The sequence below is a fragment of the Actinoplanes sp. NPDC049598 genome, assembly GCF_040675435.1.
Classification (GTDB): Bacteria; Actinomycetota; Actinomycetes; order Mycobacteriales; family Micromonosporaceae; genus Actinoplanes.
On sequence record NZ_JBFAOX010000001.1, the window covers coordinates 167,309 to 184,197 of the forward strand.

General features: G+C 72.4%; 9 protein-coding genes. 5 read left to right on the forward strand and 4 right to left on the reverse strand.

The features are described from left to right. Positions 1–49 precede the first annotated feature (49 nt). The 3 genes from AB0J66_RS00870 to AB0J66_RS00880 all read right to left on the reverse strand — a co-directional run bounded on the left by AB0J66_RS00870 (position 50) and on the right by AB0J66_RS00880 (position 8,268). Positions 50–5,527, reverse strand: coding sequence for a biotin carboxylase N-terminal domain-containing protein (locus AB0J66_RS00870; RefSeq protein ID WP_364654523.1), 5,478 nt, complete (start codon positions 5,525–5,527; stop codon positions 50–52). 614 nt (positions 5,528–6,141) lie between these two features. Beyond that, the gene (locus tag AB0J66_RS00875; RefSeq protein ID WP_364654525.1) at positions 6,142–7,302 is read right to left on the reverse strand and encodes a nitroreductase; all 1,161 of its coding nucleotides are present in this window, start codon (positions 7,300–7,302) and stop codon (positions 6,142–6,144) included. Positions 7,303–7,314: 12 nt separating this feature from the next. Next, positions 7,315–8,268, reverse strand: coding sequence for a nitroreductase (locus AB0J66_RS00880; RefSeq protein ID WP_364654527.1), 954 nt, complete (start codon positions 8,266–8,268; stop codon positions 7,315–7,317). 158 nt (positions 8,269–8,426) lie between these two features. Here AB0J66_RS00880 and AB0J66_RS00885 point away from each other — a divergent pair, with 158 nt between their 5' ends. Genes AB0J66_RS00885 through AB0J66_RS00900 form a run of 4 tightly spaced genes read left to right on the forward strand, consistent with a single transcriptional unit; the run spans position 8,427 to position 14,394 of the window. Further along, positions 8,427–9,827 carry a cytochrome ubiquinol oxidase subunit I gene (locus tag AB0J66_RS00885; RefSeq protein ID WP_364654529.1) on the forward strand — a complete coding sequence of 467 codons (1,401 nt, stop codon included), beginning with the start codon at positions 8,427–8,429 and terminating at the stop codon, positions 9,825–9,827. A 12-nt stretch (positions 9,828–9,839) separates the two neighbouring features. Beyond that, a complete protein-coding gene (cydB, locus tag AB0J66_RS00890; RefSeq protein WP_364654531.1) occupies positions 9,840–10,835 on the forward strand; it encodes a cytochrome d ubiquinol oxidase subunit II in 996 nt (331 codons plus the stop codon). Next, positions 10,832–12,535, forward strand: coding sequence for a thiol reductant ABC exporter subunit CydD (gene cydD / locus AB0J66_RS00895; RefSeq protein WP_364654533.1), 1,704 nt, complete (start codon positions 10,832–10,834; stop codon positions 12,533–12,535). Before cydB ends, cydD begins: the two co-directional genes overlap by 4 nt. After that, entirely contained in the window at positions 12,532–14,394 is a 1,863-nt protein-coding gene (locus tag AB0J66_RS00900) for a thiol reductant ABC exporter subunit CydC (protein WP_364654536.1), read from the forward strand. The genes cydD and AB0J66_RS00900 overlap by 4 nt, the downstream gene beginning before the upstream one ends. Positions 14,395–14,494: 100 nt before the next feature. Here the strand turns inward: AB0J66_RS00900 and AB0J66_RS00905 are convergent, their stop codons facing one another. Beyond that, a complete protein-coding gene (locus tag AB0J66_RS00905) occupies positions 14,495–16,183 on the reverse strand; it encodes a GAF domain-containing sensor histidine kinase (RefSeq protein ID WP_364654537.1) in 1,689 nt (562 codons plus the stop codon). 63 nt (positions 16,184–16,246) lie between these two features. On the opposite strand from AB0J66_RS00905, the gene AB0J66_RS00910 reads away from it, so the two are divergent. Then, the gene (locus AB0J66_RS00910) at positions 16,247–16,882 is read left to right on the forward strand and encodes a response regulator transcription factor (RefSeq protein ID WP_364654539.1); all 636 of its coding nucleotides are present in this window, start codon (positions 16,247–16,249) and stop codon (positions 16,880–16,882) included. Positions 16,883–16,889: the final 7 nt, after the last annotated feature.

The following is a 16,889-nucleotide window of genomic DNA, read 5'->3' on the forward strand; positions in this document are numbered from 1 at the left end:
GGGCCGCCTGCTTTTGGGGCCGCCGGGCGAGAACCCGGCGGCCCCGCCGTCAGCGCTTGAGGCCGTGCTCGATGGCCTCGATGATGCGCGGCCGCAGCTCGGCCGTGCTGATGATCGCGTCGACCGAGCCGACCTCGACCGCCCGCTGGATGCTGTGCACCCGGTCGAACTCGGCGGCCACCTCGCCCACCTTCTCGGCCCGGACCGACGACTGCAGCTCGGCCAGTTGCGAGTTCAGCGCGGCCCGCTCGGCCCCGGTGGCGCCGGCCACCCGGGCCTGCAGGTCGACCACCCGCGGGTCGGTCGCCGTCCGGTTGTTGACGTCGCCCGAGAAGACCACCGCGGCCGCCGGGGCGCCGCCCAGCACCGAGGCGAACGAGCCCTCCAGCGCCAGCACGGTCATGTTCGGGTTCAGCGCCTTCGAGAACACCACGAACGCGCCGCCGTGGTAGCGGGAGATCACGCAGAAGACGATCGGGCCCTCGAAGTTGACGATCGCCCGGCCGATCTCCGCGCCGTACTCCAGCTGCAGCTTGCGCATCGACTCGGGTGAGCCGTCGAAGCCGGACAGGTTGGCCAGCACCACGAGCGGGCGGTTGCCCGAGGCGGCGTTGATCGCGCGGGCCGTCTTCTTCGACGAGCGCGGGAACAGCGTACCGGCGGTGTAGGTGTCCGGGCCGTCGGTGGGCGGGAAGCCGCGCCGCGGGACCGAGCGCGACTCGATGCCGACCAGGCAGACCGGCCAGCCACCGATGTGGACGTCCTGCACGACCGACGTGTCGGCGTCGGCCATCCCGGCCCAGCGCTCCAGGACCGTGTGGTCCTGGTCGGCGAGCGCGCGCATCACCGTGCGGATGTCGAACGGCTTCTTGCGGTCGGGGTTGTGCTGGGCCGAGAAGATCTCGCCGACAGTGGTGAAGTCGCTGCCCGCGAACGTGTGCGGGAACGAGGACACGTCCCGGTCCGACGGGTCCGCGGTGGTCGCGCGCCGCGGTCCGGTCTCGCCCGGCAGGACGTACGTGTGATCGTAGTGGGCCATCAGCACGTCACGCGCGCCCGCCAGGTCGGGCGCCCAGTACTGCGCCTGGCCGTTGGGGCCCATCACCCGGTCGTAGCCGCCGATGCCGAAGTTGTCCTCGGCCGACACGCCGCCGGAGAAGTCGAGCGACTGCTTGCCGGTCAGCACCATGGCCGAGTCGGGCGTCATGACCAGCACGCCCTTGGTGTGCATGAGCATCGTGGCCTCGGCGTTCCAGTACGGCTGGGCGCCGACCGTGATGCCCGCGATGACGATGTTGATCTCGCCGCCGGCCTGGGTGAACGTGACGATCCGCTTGAGGGCGGCCGCCACCCAGTCCATGTTCTCGGTACCCGACGACATCGAGATCTTGGCGCCGGCCGAGAGGGCGTACCACTCCAGCGGCACCCGCATCCGCTCGGCCAGGTCGAGCGCGGCGATCACGCGGGCCGACTCGGGCTCCGCGAGGGAGCCCAGCGACTTGGTCGGGTCGCCGAGCAGCAGGACGCGGGTGACGCCCTCGGGGTAGCGCTCGGTCTTCGTGGTGACCACGCCGGCGACGATGGCCGCGGTGTTGCGGCCCTTGGACCTTTGTACCTCGACAAGATCTTTGTTCTGGTCAAGATCGTATTCGACGAAATCGCCGAGCATGCCGGTCAGCTCGTACGGGTACGTGTTGCCGCGCCGGGCCGCCCGCAGCACCTTCTGCCGGTAGTCGTCCAGCGGCTGCACGACCTCGTTCGTCCGCTCGCCCACGTGCAGCCTGGCCCCACCGGCCTCCAGCGTGATGCGCACCGAGACCTCGGTCAGCTCGCCGCTCGACGTGCGCTGCCGGGCCAGGAACTCGACCTCCTCCAGGCCCGCGCCCACCGTGGTCGGCAGGATGCGCTGGACCAGGGCGTTGAGCTCGTCGGCGGAGAGTTCGGTGGTCGGCCAGATGTAGAAGAAGATCCGGTTGGTGTCGAACCGCTTGTTCTGCGGGCGCTGGGCCTGGATGTTGCGGATCGCGTCGAGGCCCGCGGTGATCGCCTCCTCGACCGCGGGCAGCGCCACCAGCCGGCCGTCGGTCTCGCGCAGCGGGGTCAGGTCGCGGACCTGGCCCATCGCGATCAGCCGCTCGTCGGCCGGGTTGCTGCGCGCGACCGCCTTGAACAGGTAGATCTCCTCGTCGGCCGAGGGCAGCCGGGTCAGGTGGAACTCGCGCAGCCGCTGCAGCTGCAGGCGCTGGGCGATCTGCGGGTGCAGGCCGCGGATCAGGCGGTCCTCGATCAGCGCGCTGTTCTCACCGTTCTCGCCCGTCTCTCCGTTCTCGCCCGTCTCTCCAGGGCGGCCCGTCTCTCCAGGGCGGAACGTGAAGTGGTGGTGCATGACGCCGCTGCTGCCGGCCACGGTGATCGTGACCCGCCTCAGCCCGGTGATCTTCAGACTGGCCTGCAGCCGCTCCGCGATGGCGTCCGCGTCGGGCTGATCCTCCCACTTCACGTAGATGTCGGCGACCTCGGCGTCCTTGATCGCGGCGATCACGCTCGGCAGAGCGGCGATGTCGACCGCGGCGGCGACCACGCGGGTCAGCCCGCGCGGGCCGGTGTGCTCGGTCGTGACGAACCGGACGCCGTCGACCTCGCGGGTGGCGAACTCGGACAGGCTGCGGTTGCCGTAGTAGCGGCGGGTCAGCACCTCCAGCAGCGGCGCGTGGTCGCGGCCGGGCCGACCGATGCGCTGGCCGATGAGCCGGACCAGGGGCTCGGAGCTGGCCACCATGGACTGGATCCGCTCGGCCCGGTCCGGCGCGGCCGGGTTGGCGTCGAGGTGACGCAGATCGTCGCGGACCTGGGCGTAGACCCGGGCCCGGTTGCGGCGCAGCAGCGGCTGGGCGTACCAGCGGAACACCACGCCCCGGGCCAGGTCGGAGACGGCCGGGAAACGCACCTGGGTCGCCGAGACGAGATGCTCGAGCACGAGACCGGCCTGCTCGGCCAGCGGCTCGGCCGGCGGGGAGCCGGCCAGCCACTGCCGCAGCAGCTCGCTGACCACGGCCGCCTCGGCCGACACCCGCTGCTGGGCCAGGAAGATCCGGAAGACGGCGGCTTCGAGCTCGGGCGTACGGTCGAGGCCGCTCACCCCGTAGTGGGCGAGCACCGCCTCGAGACGCGTCTTGAAGCTCTCGGTGAGACCGGCCCGCTCGGCGTCCAGGCTCTGCAGGTAGCTGTGGAAGTGCTCGCGGGGGCTGTGCACCGGGTTGCCCGGCTCGACATCGGTCCCGCCCTTGTTGCGGCTGAGCTCGAGCAGGTCGGCGAAGACGGTGAGCAGGTCGAGCTCGCCCGGCAGCGGGCGGCCGCCCAGCTCGGCCCGGGCCGCCAGGTAGCCGCCGAGCACACGCTGGCGGCTCTGCGGGTCGACGTCGAAGCCGAGCAGCATGCTGCGCAGATCCTGCAGGTGCTCCAGGGCGCGGTCGGCCGCCGGCCCGTCCGTCCTCTCGAGGGGCAGGTCGATCTTGACGTCCTGGCCGGTGGCGGCCTCCGCCTCGGCGCCGTCGCCGAGCGGCTCCAGGCGCATCAGCGGCGCCCCGGTCTCGACCTGGCTGCCGACCGACACCGGGCACTCGCGGACCCGGGCGTGGAACGGCGCCCGCAGCACCGTCTCCATCTTCATGCTCTCCAGCACGAGGATGGGCGCGCCCGCCTCGACCTCGTCGCCCACGGCGAGCGGGGTCGCCACGACCAGGGCCGGCGCGGGGGAGCGGACCACGCCGCCCTCGTCGCGGCTGACCCGGTGGGTGACGCCGTCGACCTCGACCAGATGGACCGGGCCGTGGGTGGCGGTGACCAGGCGGAACCGCCGGCCGTTGACCAGCGCCTGGCCGCTGTGCTCGTCGAAGCGCTCGAGCACCACGTCGGCCGAGTGCACGTCCCCGCCGGCCGACACGCCGACCCGGAACCGCCGCTGGCCGACCCGGGCCACGTGCACGCGGTACGAGGTGCCGCGCAGCTTCAGATCGAGCGGGCGGCTCGTGTCGTGCTGCACCTGCGGGCGGCCGCCGTGCGCGGTGGACAGCAGCCGCTGCCGGCTGACCTCCTCCTCGTCCTCGTAGGCCTCGATGGCCGCCGCGGCCAGCGCGATCGCCGAGTGCCGGTGGCTGACCAGGCGGCCCTCGGCCCGGACCCGGTCGATCCAGCCGGTGTCGGCCGTCGCCTCGATCACCTCGGGCTGGTCGAGCAGGTCGAGCACGAAGCTCTTGTTGGTGGCCCCGCCCTCGATGATGACGGTGGTCTCGGCCAGGGCCCGGCGCAGACGGCCCAGCGCCTGCTCCCGGTCGCTGCCGTACGCGATGATCTTCGCGATCATCGAGTCGAAGTCGGCCGGGATCGTGTCGCCCTCGCTGACCCCGGTGTCGACCCGGATGCCCGGGCCCGCCGGCAGCACGAGCCGCGCGATACGGCCCGGCGCCGGGGCGAAGTCACGGTCCGGGTCCTCGGCGTTGAGCCGGGCCTCGACCGCGTGGCCGAGCTCGCCGGGCTGCTCACCCTCGAGACGGCCGCCGTCGGCGACATGCAACTGCAGCCGTACGAGGTCGGTGCCGGTGGTGATCTCGGTGATCGGGTGCTCGACCTGCAGACGCGTGTTGACCTCGAGGAACGCGAACAGCTTCTCGCCCGGGTGGTAGAGGAACTCGACCGTGCAGGCGCCCCGGTAGCCGACGGCGACGGCCAGCCGCTCGGCGCTCGACTTGAGCTCAGCGGTCTGCTCGGGGCCGAGGACCGGCGACGCCGACTCCTCGATGATCTTCTGGTTGCGCCGCTGGACCGAGCAGTCGCGCACGCCCAGCGCCCACGCGGTGCCCTGCCCGTCCGCGATGACCTGCACCTCGACATGGCGGGCGCCGGTGACCAGGCGCTCCAGGAACACCACGCCGGAGCCGAAGGCCCGCAGGGCCTCCTGGCTCGTCCGCTCGTACGCCTCGGCCAGATCGGCCCCGGACGCCACCATGCGGATGCCGCGGCCGCCACCACCGGCGGTCGCCTTGAGCATGAGCGGGTAGCCGATGCGCTCACCGGCGGCCAGCGCGTCCTGGAGGGTGGCCACCTCGCCGCGGCTCCACGGAGCGACCGGGACGCCGACCTCCTCGGCGATCAACTTCGCGCCGATCTTGTCACCCAGCTTGCGCATGGCGTCGGCGCTCGGCCCCACGAAGGTCACGCCGATCTTGTCGCAGAGCTCGGCGAAGGCCGGGTCCTCGGCCACGAAACCCCAGCCCACCCAGGCCGCGTCGGCCTTGGTGGCGAGCAGCGCGCGCTCCAGCACGGCCAGGTCGAGATAGGGGCGGGCCGAGGCCGGCCCCAGGTTGTACGCGACGTCGGCCTCCCGCACGAACGTCGAGTTACGGTCGGCGTCGGTGTAGAGCGCGACCGTCTCGATGCGCGCGCCGGTCTCGGCGGACAGATCCCGGACTGCATGGATGAGCCGCATCGCGGCCTCTCCGCGGTTGACGATTGCGACACGACTGAACACCGGTTGAGCCTCCCAGCACCACTTACGCGCAGAAGGCGACGTCCGGGTCCCGGAGCGCCGCCTGCACCTGCCTCTACCCTGTCCGACTACCGGCCGGTAACCTATGCCCGCATCGTGCATGGCAGACGAGATGCTTTGTGAGGATCCCACAAAAGAAGCCGTAGGTCCCCTCCGGTTGGTCCTAGATCACCTTGCCGCCACCCACCGCGCGCCCGAGATCGCCTCCCGCCGCGCCGCGAGGCCGCCCCTACCGCGCGCTCCAAGATCGCCTCCCGCCGCGCCCCCGAGGTCGCCCCCACCGCGCGCCGAGGTCTCTCCCACCGCGCGCTCTTAGATTGCCTGCCGCCGCGCCCCCGAGGTCGCCTCACCCGCGCGCCGAGGTCTCTCCCACCGCGCGCCGAGGTCTTTCCGACCGCGCGCTCTTAGATCGCCTCCCGCCGCGCGCCGAGGTCGCCTCACCCGCGCGTCGAGGTCGCCCTTACCCGCGCGCCGAGGTTGCCTTCATACCGTCCGCCGAGGTCGCCCTCACCCCGTCCGCCGCGCGCGCCGAGATCGCCCCCGCACAGCCCGCCGAGAGCAACTCCCCGGTCGATCGCCGCCGCGCCGGCCCGGGGTCAGATCACCTCCGTCACGTCGCGGCGCGGGGCCGGGTGGCCCGGCGAGCCGTAGCCGAACCGCACGACGATCTGCGGCCAGCCGTAGCGCCCCAGCGACCGGCGCAGCTGCTCGCGAGCGGCCGGTACCTCGATCGGCTGACTTATCATGGACGTGTCCAACCCGGCCGCCGTCGCGGTCAGCAGCACCCGCTGCAGACCCGCCCCGGCCAGGATCTGATCGGCCGGCCGATCGCCGGCCACCCCGAGGATCCCCACCAGCGGCTCCGGCTCGTAGTCACGCCCCGACACCCGCTGCCGGTCGGTGAAGAACCGCTGCGGCAGCAGATCCTGCGGCTCGGCCCGCGGCGCACCGGCCGTGACCGGGATGCCGTCCCGGGCCGCCCCGGCGCACGCCGCGTCGACATGCGTCCAGGTGGCCTGCTCAGCCTGGTAGGCAGTATCCCGCCGGAGCACCTTGTCGGCCGACCGGGCAATCTCTGCGAACGCCCCGATCGCCGTCATCCCGACCAGCAGATCCAGCCAGGCCGACTCCTCCCGCGCGGCCGCGATGAGCCGGGCCCGCACATCAGCCGGCACCGGGTCGGGCCAGAACGGCCCCCGGTTGCTGTACCTCCGTCCGATAGCCGCGTGCAACTCCACCTCGGCGTACGTCGCCGGCCGCGCGCCCGCCGATCCTGGACCTGCCGCTCGCGCGCCTGCCATCCCCGCGCTTGCCGCTCGCGCGCCTGCCATCTCCGCGCTAGCCGCTCGCGCGCCTGCCATCCCCGCGCCTGCCATCCCCGCGCCTGCCGCCCGCGCGGCTGCCATCCCTGCGCTCGCCGCTCCCGTGCCTGCCGCCCCCGCGTCCGATGGCCTTTCGGTCGCCGGGGTGAGGCGGGCGATCAGGCCGGGGTCGCGCGGGTCGGGGGCGAGGCGGACCTCCGCCCGGCGGCCGGCCACGGCCAGGGCGAGGCGGGCGTTGAACGTCGCCGCGCCGCAGGCCAGGCGGGCCGCCCAGCCGTCCCGGTCGAGGTGGGCGAGGCGGCGGGCCGGGTCGGTGCGCACCTCGATGGCGCCCCCGTCGAGCCGGAACAGCCACGGCTGGCTGTTGCCGATCGACGGTGCCCGGATCCCGGCCTCCGCGGCCCGGCGCAGGTCGGTCTCGTCGTAGGCGTTCACCGGTGATCCCTCCTACTCGATGATCGTGATGACGTCGCGCGTGTCGCGGCGCGGGCGCGGCGGCAGCGGCTCGGTCTCGGCCGGATAGCCCAGCCGGACCACCAGGTACGGCTCGCCGAGCCCGGCCAGCAGACCCTCGACGAGCTTGCGGGGCCACTCGACCTCGACGGCGTCGCTGATCGGCGCGGTGGCCAGGCCGTCCGCCGTGGCGGTGAGCAGCAGCGCGGAGAGCGCCTCGCCGCCACGCAGCAGATCGACCGGCCGGGTGTCCTGCCCGAAGAGCACCACGTAGGCGGCGCCCTGGTCGTGCTCGGACCCGGCTTGCAGGCCGGCGCCACCGTCCGGGGCGAAGTCGCGCACCGGCACCCGCCGCAGGCCGGGCTCGACCGCCGTCGTGCGCGGGACGCCGTCGCCGGCGAACTCGGGGCGGCTGGTCCAGTGGTCGAGCTCCTTGCGGTACTCCGGGTCGGCCAGCTCGGCGTCGCCGGCCAGCTCGGCCGAGATGGCGAGTTGAGTGATGTCGTCGGCGGGCACGAGGTGCAGATAGGCGCCCTCGGCCTCGACGAGCAGGCGCAGCCGGGTCAGCTCGGCCGCGGTGACCTCCCGCTCGCCGAACGAGCGCCGGTCGGTGCGCCGGCGCGGGATGGACTCGGCCATGCGCTGCGCCTCCGGGTCGGCCGGCACCGCGTCGCCGATGCGGATGCGGGCCAGAACCTTGTCGTCCGGGAAGCGCTCCACGGTGCACGACCAGCCGGCGGCGGCCAGGGTCACCCGCGCGTGGTGCAGTGCGGCGCCACAGCTGAGCAGCAGGAGCCGCCCGTCCCGGTCGACCGTGCTCAGCCGGCGGTCCTCGTCGGCGTACAGCTCCAGCGTGTCGCCGGTGAGCCGCCAGGACCAGGGCTGGGTGTTGAAGACGGACGGTGCGTGCTGTGCGGCCTGAGCGGCCTTCTCGAGTGGCGTGGTCATGGCCCCCACTCTGGCCCGCGCTTCCGGCCGCCGGGAGAGCCGAAAGTCCTGGCATTTAAATGCCGGTACTTAAGTCTGTGGCGGCATAGGACTTTAGACCCTCCTCAGCGGCGGCCTCCTCCCGAAAGGATCTGGGCATCCGTGGAAAGGACCCGCCCGTGGACACGCTCGACATCGCCCGATGGCAGTTCGGCATCACCACCGTGTACCACTTCTTGTTCGTGCCGATCACCATCGGCATGTCGGTGCTCGTCGCCGGCCTGCAGACCGCCTGGGTCCGGACAGGCAAGGAGCACTACCTCAGGGCCACCAAGTTCTGGGGCAAGCTCTTCCTGATCAACTTCGCGATCGGTGTGGTCACCGGCATCGTGCAGGAGTTCCAGTTCGGGATGAACTGGAGCGCGTACTCCCGCTTCGTCGGCGACGTCTTCGGCGCCCCGCTGGCCATCGAGGGCCTGCTGGCCTTCTTCCTGGAGTCGACGTTCCTCGGCCTGTGGATCTTCGGCTGGGACCGGTTGCCCAAGAAAGTGCACCTCGCGACGATCTGGGCCGCCGCGATCGGCACGCTGCTCTCGGCGTACTTCATCCTCGCCGCCAACTCGTGGATGCAGCACCCGGTCGGCTACACGATGAACGACGCGACCGGCCGCGCCGAGCTGACCAGCATCTGGCAGCTGCTGACCAACTCGACCACGCTCGTCACCTTCCCGCACACGGTCACCGCCTGCTTCCTGACCGGCGGGGCCGTGCTCATGGCGGTCAGCGCGTGGCATCTCAAGCGCAGGAACCAGGTGGACGTCTTCCGCCCCAGCCTCAAGCTCGGCGCCTGGGTCGTCCTGATCGCCGGCGTCGGCGTGCTCGTCACCGGCGACCAGCAGGCCCGCATCATGACCGAGCAGCAGCCGATGAAGATGGCCGCCGCCGAGGCCCTGTATGAGAATTCCCAGCCCGCCAGCTTCTCGATCTTCACGATCGGCTCGCTCGACGGCGACGAGGAGCTCTACAGCGTCCGCATCCCGTCGCTGCTCTCGTTCCTGGCCACCGGCACCTTCGACGGCGAGGTCGAGGGGATCGACAACCTCCAGGCCGAGTACGAGAAGACGTACGGCCCGGGGGAGTACGCGCCCTCGATCCCCGTCACCTACTGGTCGTTCCGCCTGATGATGGGCTTCGGGATCGCGACGATGGCGGTGGCGCTGGTCGCGCTCTGGGCCCTGCGCCGGGGCCGTACGCCGACGAGCCGATGGCTGTGGCTCGCGGTCATCCTGTCGTTCGGCGGGCCGCTGGCGGCCAACTCGTTCGGCTGGATCTTCACCGAGATGGGCCGTCAGCCGTGGACGGTGTTCGGCCTGTTCAAGACGTCCGAGAGCGTCTCGCCGTCGGTCAGCACCGGTGAGGCGGCGACCTCGCTGATCACCCTGACCGTGCTGTACGGCGTACTTGCCGTGGTCGAAGCCGGGCTGTTCCTCAAGTACGCCCGGGCCGGCGCCCCGGAGCTTCCCCCCGAGTCCGATTCGGATCCGTCCGAGGACGACCGTCCGCTCGCCTTCGCCTACTAGTTAAGGGCCCCCATGGAACTCACGACTGTCTGGTTCGCGCTCATCGCGCTGCTGTGGGCCGGCTACTTCCTGCTCGAGGGCTTCGACTTCGGCGTCGGGATCCTGCTCCCCGTGCTGGGCCGCGACAACCGCGAGCGCCGCCTGCTGATCAACACGATCGGACCGGTCTGGGACGGCAACGAGGTCTGGCTGATCGTCGCCGGCGGCGCCACCTTCGCCGCCTTCCCCGAGTGGTACGCCACCCTGTTCTCCGGCTTCTACCTGCCGCTGCTGCTCATCCTGGCCGCGCTGATCATCCGTGGCGTCGCCTTCGAGTACCGCGGCAAGCGCGACGACGACCGCTGGCGCCGCCGCTGGGACCTCTGCATCATCGCGGGCAGCTGGATCCCGGCGGTTCTCTGGGGCGTTGCCTTCGGCAACATCGTCCGCGGGGTACGCCTGGACGCGAACCACGAGTACGTCGGTGGCTTCTTCGAGCTGCTGAACCCGTACGCCCTGGTCGGCGGTCTGACCACGCTGGCCCTGTTCACCCTGCACGGCGCGGTCTTCCTGGCCCTCAAGACCGACGGCGAGATCCGCGAGCGGGCCGGCCGGCTCGCGCAGCGCCTGATCGGCCCGGCGGTGGTGATCGCGGCCGGCTTCCTGCTCTGGACCGCCGTCGCCCACCACGACGTCGCCGGGTGGATCCTGATGATCGCCGCCGCGGTGTCTCTGCTGGCCGCGATCCCGGCGATCCGGGCCCGGCGCGAGGGCTGGGCGTTCCTGGCCACCGCGGCCACCCTGGTGCTGGCCGTGTTCGCGCTGTTCGTGACGCTGTTCCCGAACGTCATGCCGTCGACCATCGCCGACGCCGACAGCCTGACGGTCACCAACGCGTCGGCCACGCCGTACACGCTGAAGGTCATGACCTGGGTGGCCGTGGGCTGCACCCCGTTCGTCCTGCTCTACCAGTCCTGGACGTACTGGGTGTTCCGCAAGCGGCTCAGCGTGGAGAAGATCCCAGCATGAAGCCCTTGGATCCACGGCTTCTCCGGTACGCCCGGACCACCCGTGTCTACCTGGTGGTCACGGTCGTGCTCGGGGCGGCCCTGGCCGGGCTGATCGTGGCCCAGGCGACGCTGCTGGCCGACGGCATCACGGCCGTCTTCCTGCACGGCGCCGGCCTGGCCGACCTGCGGACCACGCTGATCTGGCTCGCCGTGGTCGTCTTGGGCCGGGCCGCGGTCGCCTGGACCCAGGAGGCGGTGGCCGCCCGCTCGTCGGCCGCGGTCAAAAGCGAGCTGCGCCTGGCCTTGCTGCGGCGCCTCGCCGACCGCCCAGGCGCGGGCGACACCGGGGCGGTCGTGGCGCTCGTCGTGCGGGGACTGGACGCGCTCGACGCGTACTTCGCCCGCTACCTGCCGCAGCTCGTGCTGGCCGGGCTGGTCCCGGCGATCGTGCTGGCCCGGATTCTGCCGGCCGACCTCGTGGCCACGGTGACGATCGTGCTGACGCTGCCGCTCATCCCGGTCTTCATGGCGCTGGTCGGCCTGCAGACCGAGAGCGCCAACAAGAAGCAGTTCAAGCTGCTGTCCCGGTTGTCGCACCACTTCCTCGACGTGATCGCCGGGCTGCCGACCCTCAAACTGTTCGGCCGGGTCCCGGCCCAGGCCGCGACGATCCGCCGGATCAGCGACGACCAGCGCCGGCTGACCATGCGTACGCTGCGCATCGCCTTCCTGTCCTCGCTGGTCCTCGAGCTGCTGGCCACCCTGTCGGTGGCGCTGGTGGCCGTCGGCATCGGCCTGCGCCTGGTCGACGGCCACCTCGACCTGGCCACCGCGCTGCTCGTGCTGATCCTGGCCCCCGAGGCCTACCTCCCGCTGCGCCAGGTCGGCGCCAACTACCACGCCAGCGCCGAGGGCCTGGCCGCCGCCTCGGAGGCCTTCGAGATCCTCGACAGCCCACCGCCCACCTCGGGAACGGCCCCTGCACCCTCAGGCGCGATCTCCTTCGACAATGTCGTTGTGCGCTACCGCGACAGCCCCGCCCTACGGCTCACCGCGACCATCGCGCCCGGCGAGATCGTGGCGCTGACCGGCCCGAGCGGCTGCGGCAAGTCCACCGCCCTCAACGTCCTGCTCGGCTTCGTCACCCCGTCCTCGGGCCGCGTCACGGTCAACGGAACCGACCTGGCCGACGTCGACCCGGACGCCTGGCGCGCCCAGATCGCCTGGGTCCCGCAGCGCCCCCACCTGTTCGCCGGCACCGTCCGCGACAACATCGCTCTCGGTGCCGCCCCGCCCGCCGACGTCATCACGGCGGCCCAGCACGCCGGCGCCCACGACTTCATCCGCGATCTGCCCGCCGGCTACGACACCGTCCTGGGCGACGACGGCACCGGCCTCTCAGCCGGCCAGCGCCAGCGAATCGCCCTGGCCCGCGCCTTCCTGCGCAACGCCCCGATAGTCCTGCTCGACGAGCCCACCGCCAACCTCGACCAGACCACCGCCACCGAAGTCATGTCCGCCATCCGCCACCTGGCCCACGGCCGCACAGTCCTGCTCGCCGCCCACCGCCCCGAGCTGATAGCCCTGGCCGACCGCACCGTCGACCTGACGCCTGCCCTCGTCCCCGCCGGCCCATCCGCGGCGGAGCCCGGCTACACCTCCAACAGCGCCCAGCTCATCGCCGATGCGGCTCGGCTCACCTCGGATGGTGTTCTATGACCTGGTTCCAGCTGCTGCGCACGGCCTCACGGCCCGCCGCGCCCGGGCTGTTGCTCGCCGTGCTGGCCGGCATGGGCGCAGCCGGGGCTGCGGTCGGCCTCATGGCCACCTCGGCCTGGCTGATCTCCCGGGCCGCCTTGCATCCGCCGGTGCTGCACCTCATGGTGGCGATCGTCGCCGTCCGGGCCTTCGGGCTCGGCCGGGGCGTGTTCCGCTACGCCGAGCGCCTCGCCGGTCACGACGCCGCCCTACGCGTGCTGGGCCGGTTGAGGATCCGCCTCTTCGACCGCCTGGCCGCGCTGGCCCCCGCCGGCTCGGCCGACTTCCGCGGCGCCGACCTGGCCCAGCGCCTCGCCTCCGACGTCGACGCGGTGCTCGACATGCTCGTCCGCGCGGTTCTGCCCTACGTGGTGGCCGCGGTCGTCGGCCTCGGCTCCGTGCTGCTCGTCGGCTCGTTGTCCCCGCTCGCCGGAGCGGCGCTCGCCTTCGGCCTGCTAGCCGTGGCCGTCGCCGTACCCCTGCTCCAGTCCGCGGCCGCCCGCCGCGCCGACGGCCGCCTGGCCCCGCTCCGCGGAGACCTGGCCACCGCCACAGTCGACCTGCTGCACGGCCTGCCCGACCTCACCGCCTACGGCGCCATGCAGACCCAACTGGCCCGTTTGGCCGCCGCCGACACCCGCCTGCGCCAAGCGGAGCAGCGCTCCACGACCACCGCCGGCGCCTCGGCCGCCGTCACCGCCCTCGCCACCGGCCTGAGCCTCCTGATCGGCCTGGCCGCCGGCGCGGTCGCCGTCCGCAACGGAACCCTGCCCGGCGAGCTGCTGGCCGTCATCGTCCTGACCCCGCTGGCCGTCTACGAATCCATCGCCGGCCTCCCCGTAACCGCCCAGCGCTTCGCCGCCGCCCGCGCCTCCCTCCAACGCCTCGCCGAGATCATCAACACCCCGGACCCCATCACCGTCCCGAAGACCCCCGCCCAGCTTCCGTCCGGAGTAACCCGGCCAACCAACCCCCCGACCTCCCGCGCCGGCTCCCCGGCCGGCCTGGCGACCGATCTGCCGAGTGCCCGCCTCGCGTCGGCGGCTGGCCCGGCAAATGATCTGGCGAACGCCGACTCCTCGTTCGCGGCCCGCAAGCTCCCTGGCGTCGGCGTCGAACCGCTGTCGGCAGCGGACCGCCCGCCCGCGATCAGCGTTCGGGATGTCAGCGCCTCCTGGGTCCGCGGTCGCACCGCTGTGCGCGACGTGAGTTTCGAGCTGCCCGCCGGCGCGCGGGTCGCCCTGGTCGGGCCGAGCGGTTCCGGCAAGAGCACCATCGCGGCGCTGCTGGTCCGCTTCCTCGACCCCACGGCCGGTCGCATCACGCTCGATGGCGTCGACCTGCGGCAGCTCGATCCGGACGAGGTCCGCCGCGTCGTCGGCTACCTGCCCGAGGACGCCTACCTGTTCGACACCACCATCTCCGCCAACCTGCGCATCGCCCGCCCCGGCGCCACCGATGACGAGCTGCGCGCCGGCCTGACCCGCGCCCGCCTGATCGACTGGATCGACACGCTGCCCGATGGCCTGGAGACCTTCGTGGGCGAGCACGGCCTGGCCCTCTCCGGCGGCCAGCGCCGCCGCCTGGCCCTGGCCCGCGCCCTGCTGGCCGACTTCCGCGTCCTGATTCTCGACGAGCCCACCGAACACCTCGACGACGAGACCGCCACCGCCCTCACCCACGACCTTCTGGCCGAGGCCGGTGACCGCTCGGTCCTCCTGATCACCCACCGCACCGACGTGGCCGCTCAAGTCGACCAGGTGGTCGACCTGACCGCCCGGGAGCAGGCCGCGCTGGTTGCGGTGCCCGAGCCGGTGTGATCGGGCGCGTCCAACGTTCTGGAAGCAGGTCCCCGCCGGTTGCAGCGCCCGAGCCGGCGTGCGCTGGCGGTGGTTCATCAGCGTTGGTCCGTCGGAACTGCTAGAGCGGGGCTCGCCAGGTCAGGATGGAGCCAGTGCCGGAGGGGCCCTGGGTGATCTCGAAGGAGCCGGAGAGGTCCTGGGCGCGGTCGGACATGTTGGCCAGGCCGCCCCGGGCCAGGGACGGGTCGAAGCCGATGCCGTTGTCCTCGATCTGCAGGATCACCTCGTCACCGGTGGCTCGCAGGGAGACGCGGCAGGTGGTGGCCTGGGCGTGGCGGGCGACGTTGGCGAGGGCCTCGCGGAGGACGGCCAGGAGTTCGGGGACGATGTCGTCGGGGACGGCGCTGTCGACCGGGCCGGTGGTGCCGAGGACGGGGCGGAAGCCGAGGGTTTCGGTGGCGTCCTGGACGGTCTGGTTGATCTCGGCGCGCAGGGAAGGGCCAACGGGGGACCGCAGCTCGAAGATCGAGCGGCGGATGTCGCGGATGGTGGCGTCCAGATCGTCCACGGCGGCGTTGATGCGTTTGACGGCCTCGGGCCGGGCGGCGTGGGCGACCGCGCCCTGCAGTTGCATGCCGGTGGCGAAGAGGCGCTGGATGACCACGTCGTGCAGGTCTCTCGCGATGCGCTCGCGGTCCTCCAGGACGACCAGCTGCTCGCGTTCCTCCTGGGCCCGGGCGCGGTCCAGGGCGAGGACGGCCTGGCCGGCGAAGGTGGACAGCAGGACGGCGTCTTCGGCGTCGGGGGTACGGTCGGCGGGCTGGGTGACGATCAGGACGCCTCGGCGGGAGCCGGCGGCGGCCAGGGGAGCGGCCAGGGCCGGGCCGGTCGGGACGGGACCGGGCCAGTCGGCGGCCGCGGCCAGGTTGTCGATGGTGTGGCTCTTCTCGTGGCCGGCGAGGTCGGCCGGGACGGCTCGGCCTTCGAGGACTCGGCAGTCGGCGTCGAGGCCGTCGGCGACCTCGATGGTGTAGCGGGTCGTCTGCTCGTCGTAGAGCAGAACCATGGCCAGCTCGGCGTCGGCGACCTCGCGGGCGCGGCGGGCGATCAGGCGCAGGGCCTCGGTACGGCGGACGGTGCCGAGCAGCACGCCGGTGATCTCGGCGGCGGCCGCGAGCCAGTGTTCGCGGCGGCGGGCCAGCGCGAACAGGCGGGCGTTGTCGATGGCGACGCCGGCCGCGGCCGCGAGGGCGACCACGATCTCCTCGTCGTCGTCGGAGAACTGGTCGGCGCCTTGCTTCTCGGCCAGGTAGAGATTGCCGAAGATCTGGTCGCGGGTGCGGACGGGCACACCCAGGAAGCTGTGCATCGGCGGGTGATGCGGCGGGAAGCCGTACGAGTTGGGGTGCCGGGTGATGTCCGGCAGGCGCACCGGATGCGGGTCCGTGATGAGCAGGCCGAGCACCCCGCGGCCGTGCGGCAGGTCGCCGATCGCGGCGTGCGTGGCCGGATCGATGCCGTGGGTGACGAAGTCGGACAGGTTGCTGCGATCGGCGCTGATCACGCCCAGCGCGCCGTAACGGGCGCCGGCCAGGGCGCAGGCCGACTCGACGATGCGCTGCAGGGTCGAGCGCAGGTCCAGGTCGGTGCCGATGCCGACCACCGCGTCGAGCAGGGCGCGCAGGCGCTCGCGGCTGGTCATCACCTCGCCGACCCGGTCCAGCATCTCCTGCAGGAGCTCGTCGAGGCGGACGCGGGAAAGCGGTCGCAGCCCGAGGGAGGGCAGGTCAGGAGTGCTCTCGGCCATGACCGCCAGACTAGGGTCCTTCGGCCCTTGGTGGCGCGCCGGGCCGGACGGTAGGAATGAAGTGTGATCCGAGTCTTCCTCCTCGACGACCACGAAGTCGTCCGCCGTGGCCTCATCGACCTGCTTCAGGCCGGCGGTGACATCGAGGTGGTCGGCGAGTCCGGCTCCGCCCAGGAGGCCGCCCGGCGCATCCCGGCGCTGCGGCCGGACGTGGCCGTCCTCGACGCCCGGCTGCCCGACGGCAACGGCATCGACGTGTGCCGGGACGTCCGCGCCGTCGACTCGTCGATCAAAGGGCTCATCCTGACCTCGTACGAGGACGACGAGGCCCTGTTCGCGGCGATCATGGCCGGCGCCTCGGGTTACGTGCTGAAGGAGATCCGCGGCACGGACCTGGTCGACGCCGTACGCCGCGTGGCCGCGGGCCAGTCGCTGCTGGACCCGGCGGTGACCCAGCGGGTCCTCGAGCGCATCCGCAACGGCGTGGAGCAACCCCGCGAACTGGCCGGGCTCACCGACCAGGAACGCAAGATCCTCGAGTTCGTGGCCGAGGGCCTGACCAACCGGGAGATCGCCTCGCGCATGTTCCTGGCCGAGAAGACGGTCAAGAACTACGTCTCCAGCATGCTCGCCAAGCTCGGCCTGGAACGCCGCACCCAAGCTGCGGTGCTGGCCACGCGCCTGCTCGGGGAGAAGTAGGGCCGAC

What these genes read in the sequence shown, in the direction of transcription:
- AB0J66_RS00880 (WP_364654527.1), bottom strand. Translation starts at nt 8,268, where the DNA reads ATGACCACGCCACTCGAGAAGGCCGCTCAGGCCGCACAGCACGCACCG.
- cydB (WP_364654531.1), top strand. Translation starts at nt 9,840, where the DNA reads ATGGAACTCACGACTGTCTGGTTCGCGCTCATCGCGCTGCTGTGGGCC.
- cydD (WP_364654533.1), top strand. Translation starts at nt 10,832, where the DNA reads ATGAAGCCCTTGGATCCACGGCTTCTCCGGTACGCCCGGACCACCCGT.
- AB0J66_RS00900 (WP_364654536.1), top strand. Translation starts at nt 12,532, where the DNA reads ATGACCTGGTTCCAGCTGCTGCGCACGGCCTCACGGCCCGCCGCGCCC.
- AB0J66_RS00905 (WP_364654537.1), bottom strand. Translation starts at nt 16,183, where the DNA reads ATGGCCGAGAGCACTCCTGACCTGCCCTCCCTCGGGCTGCGACCGCTT.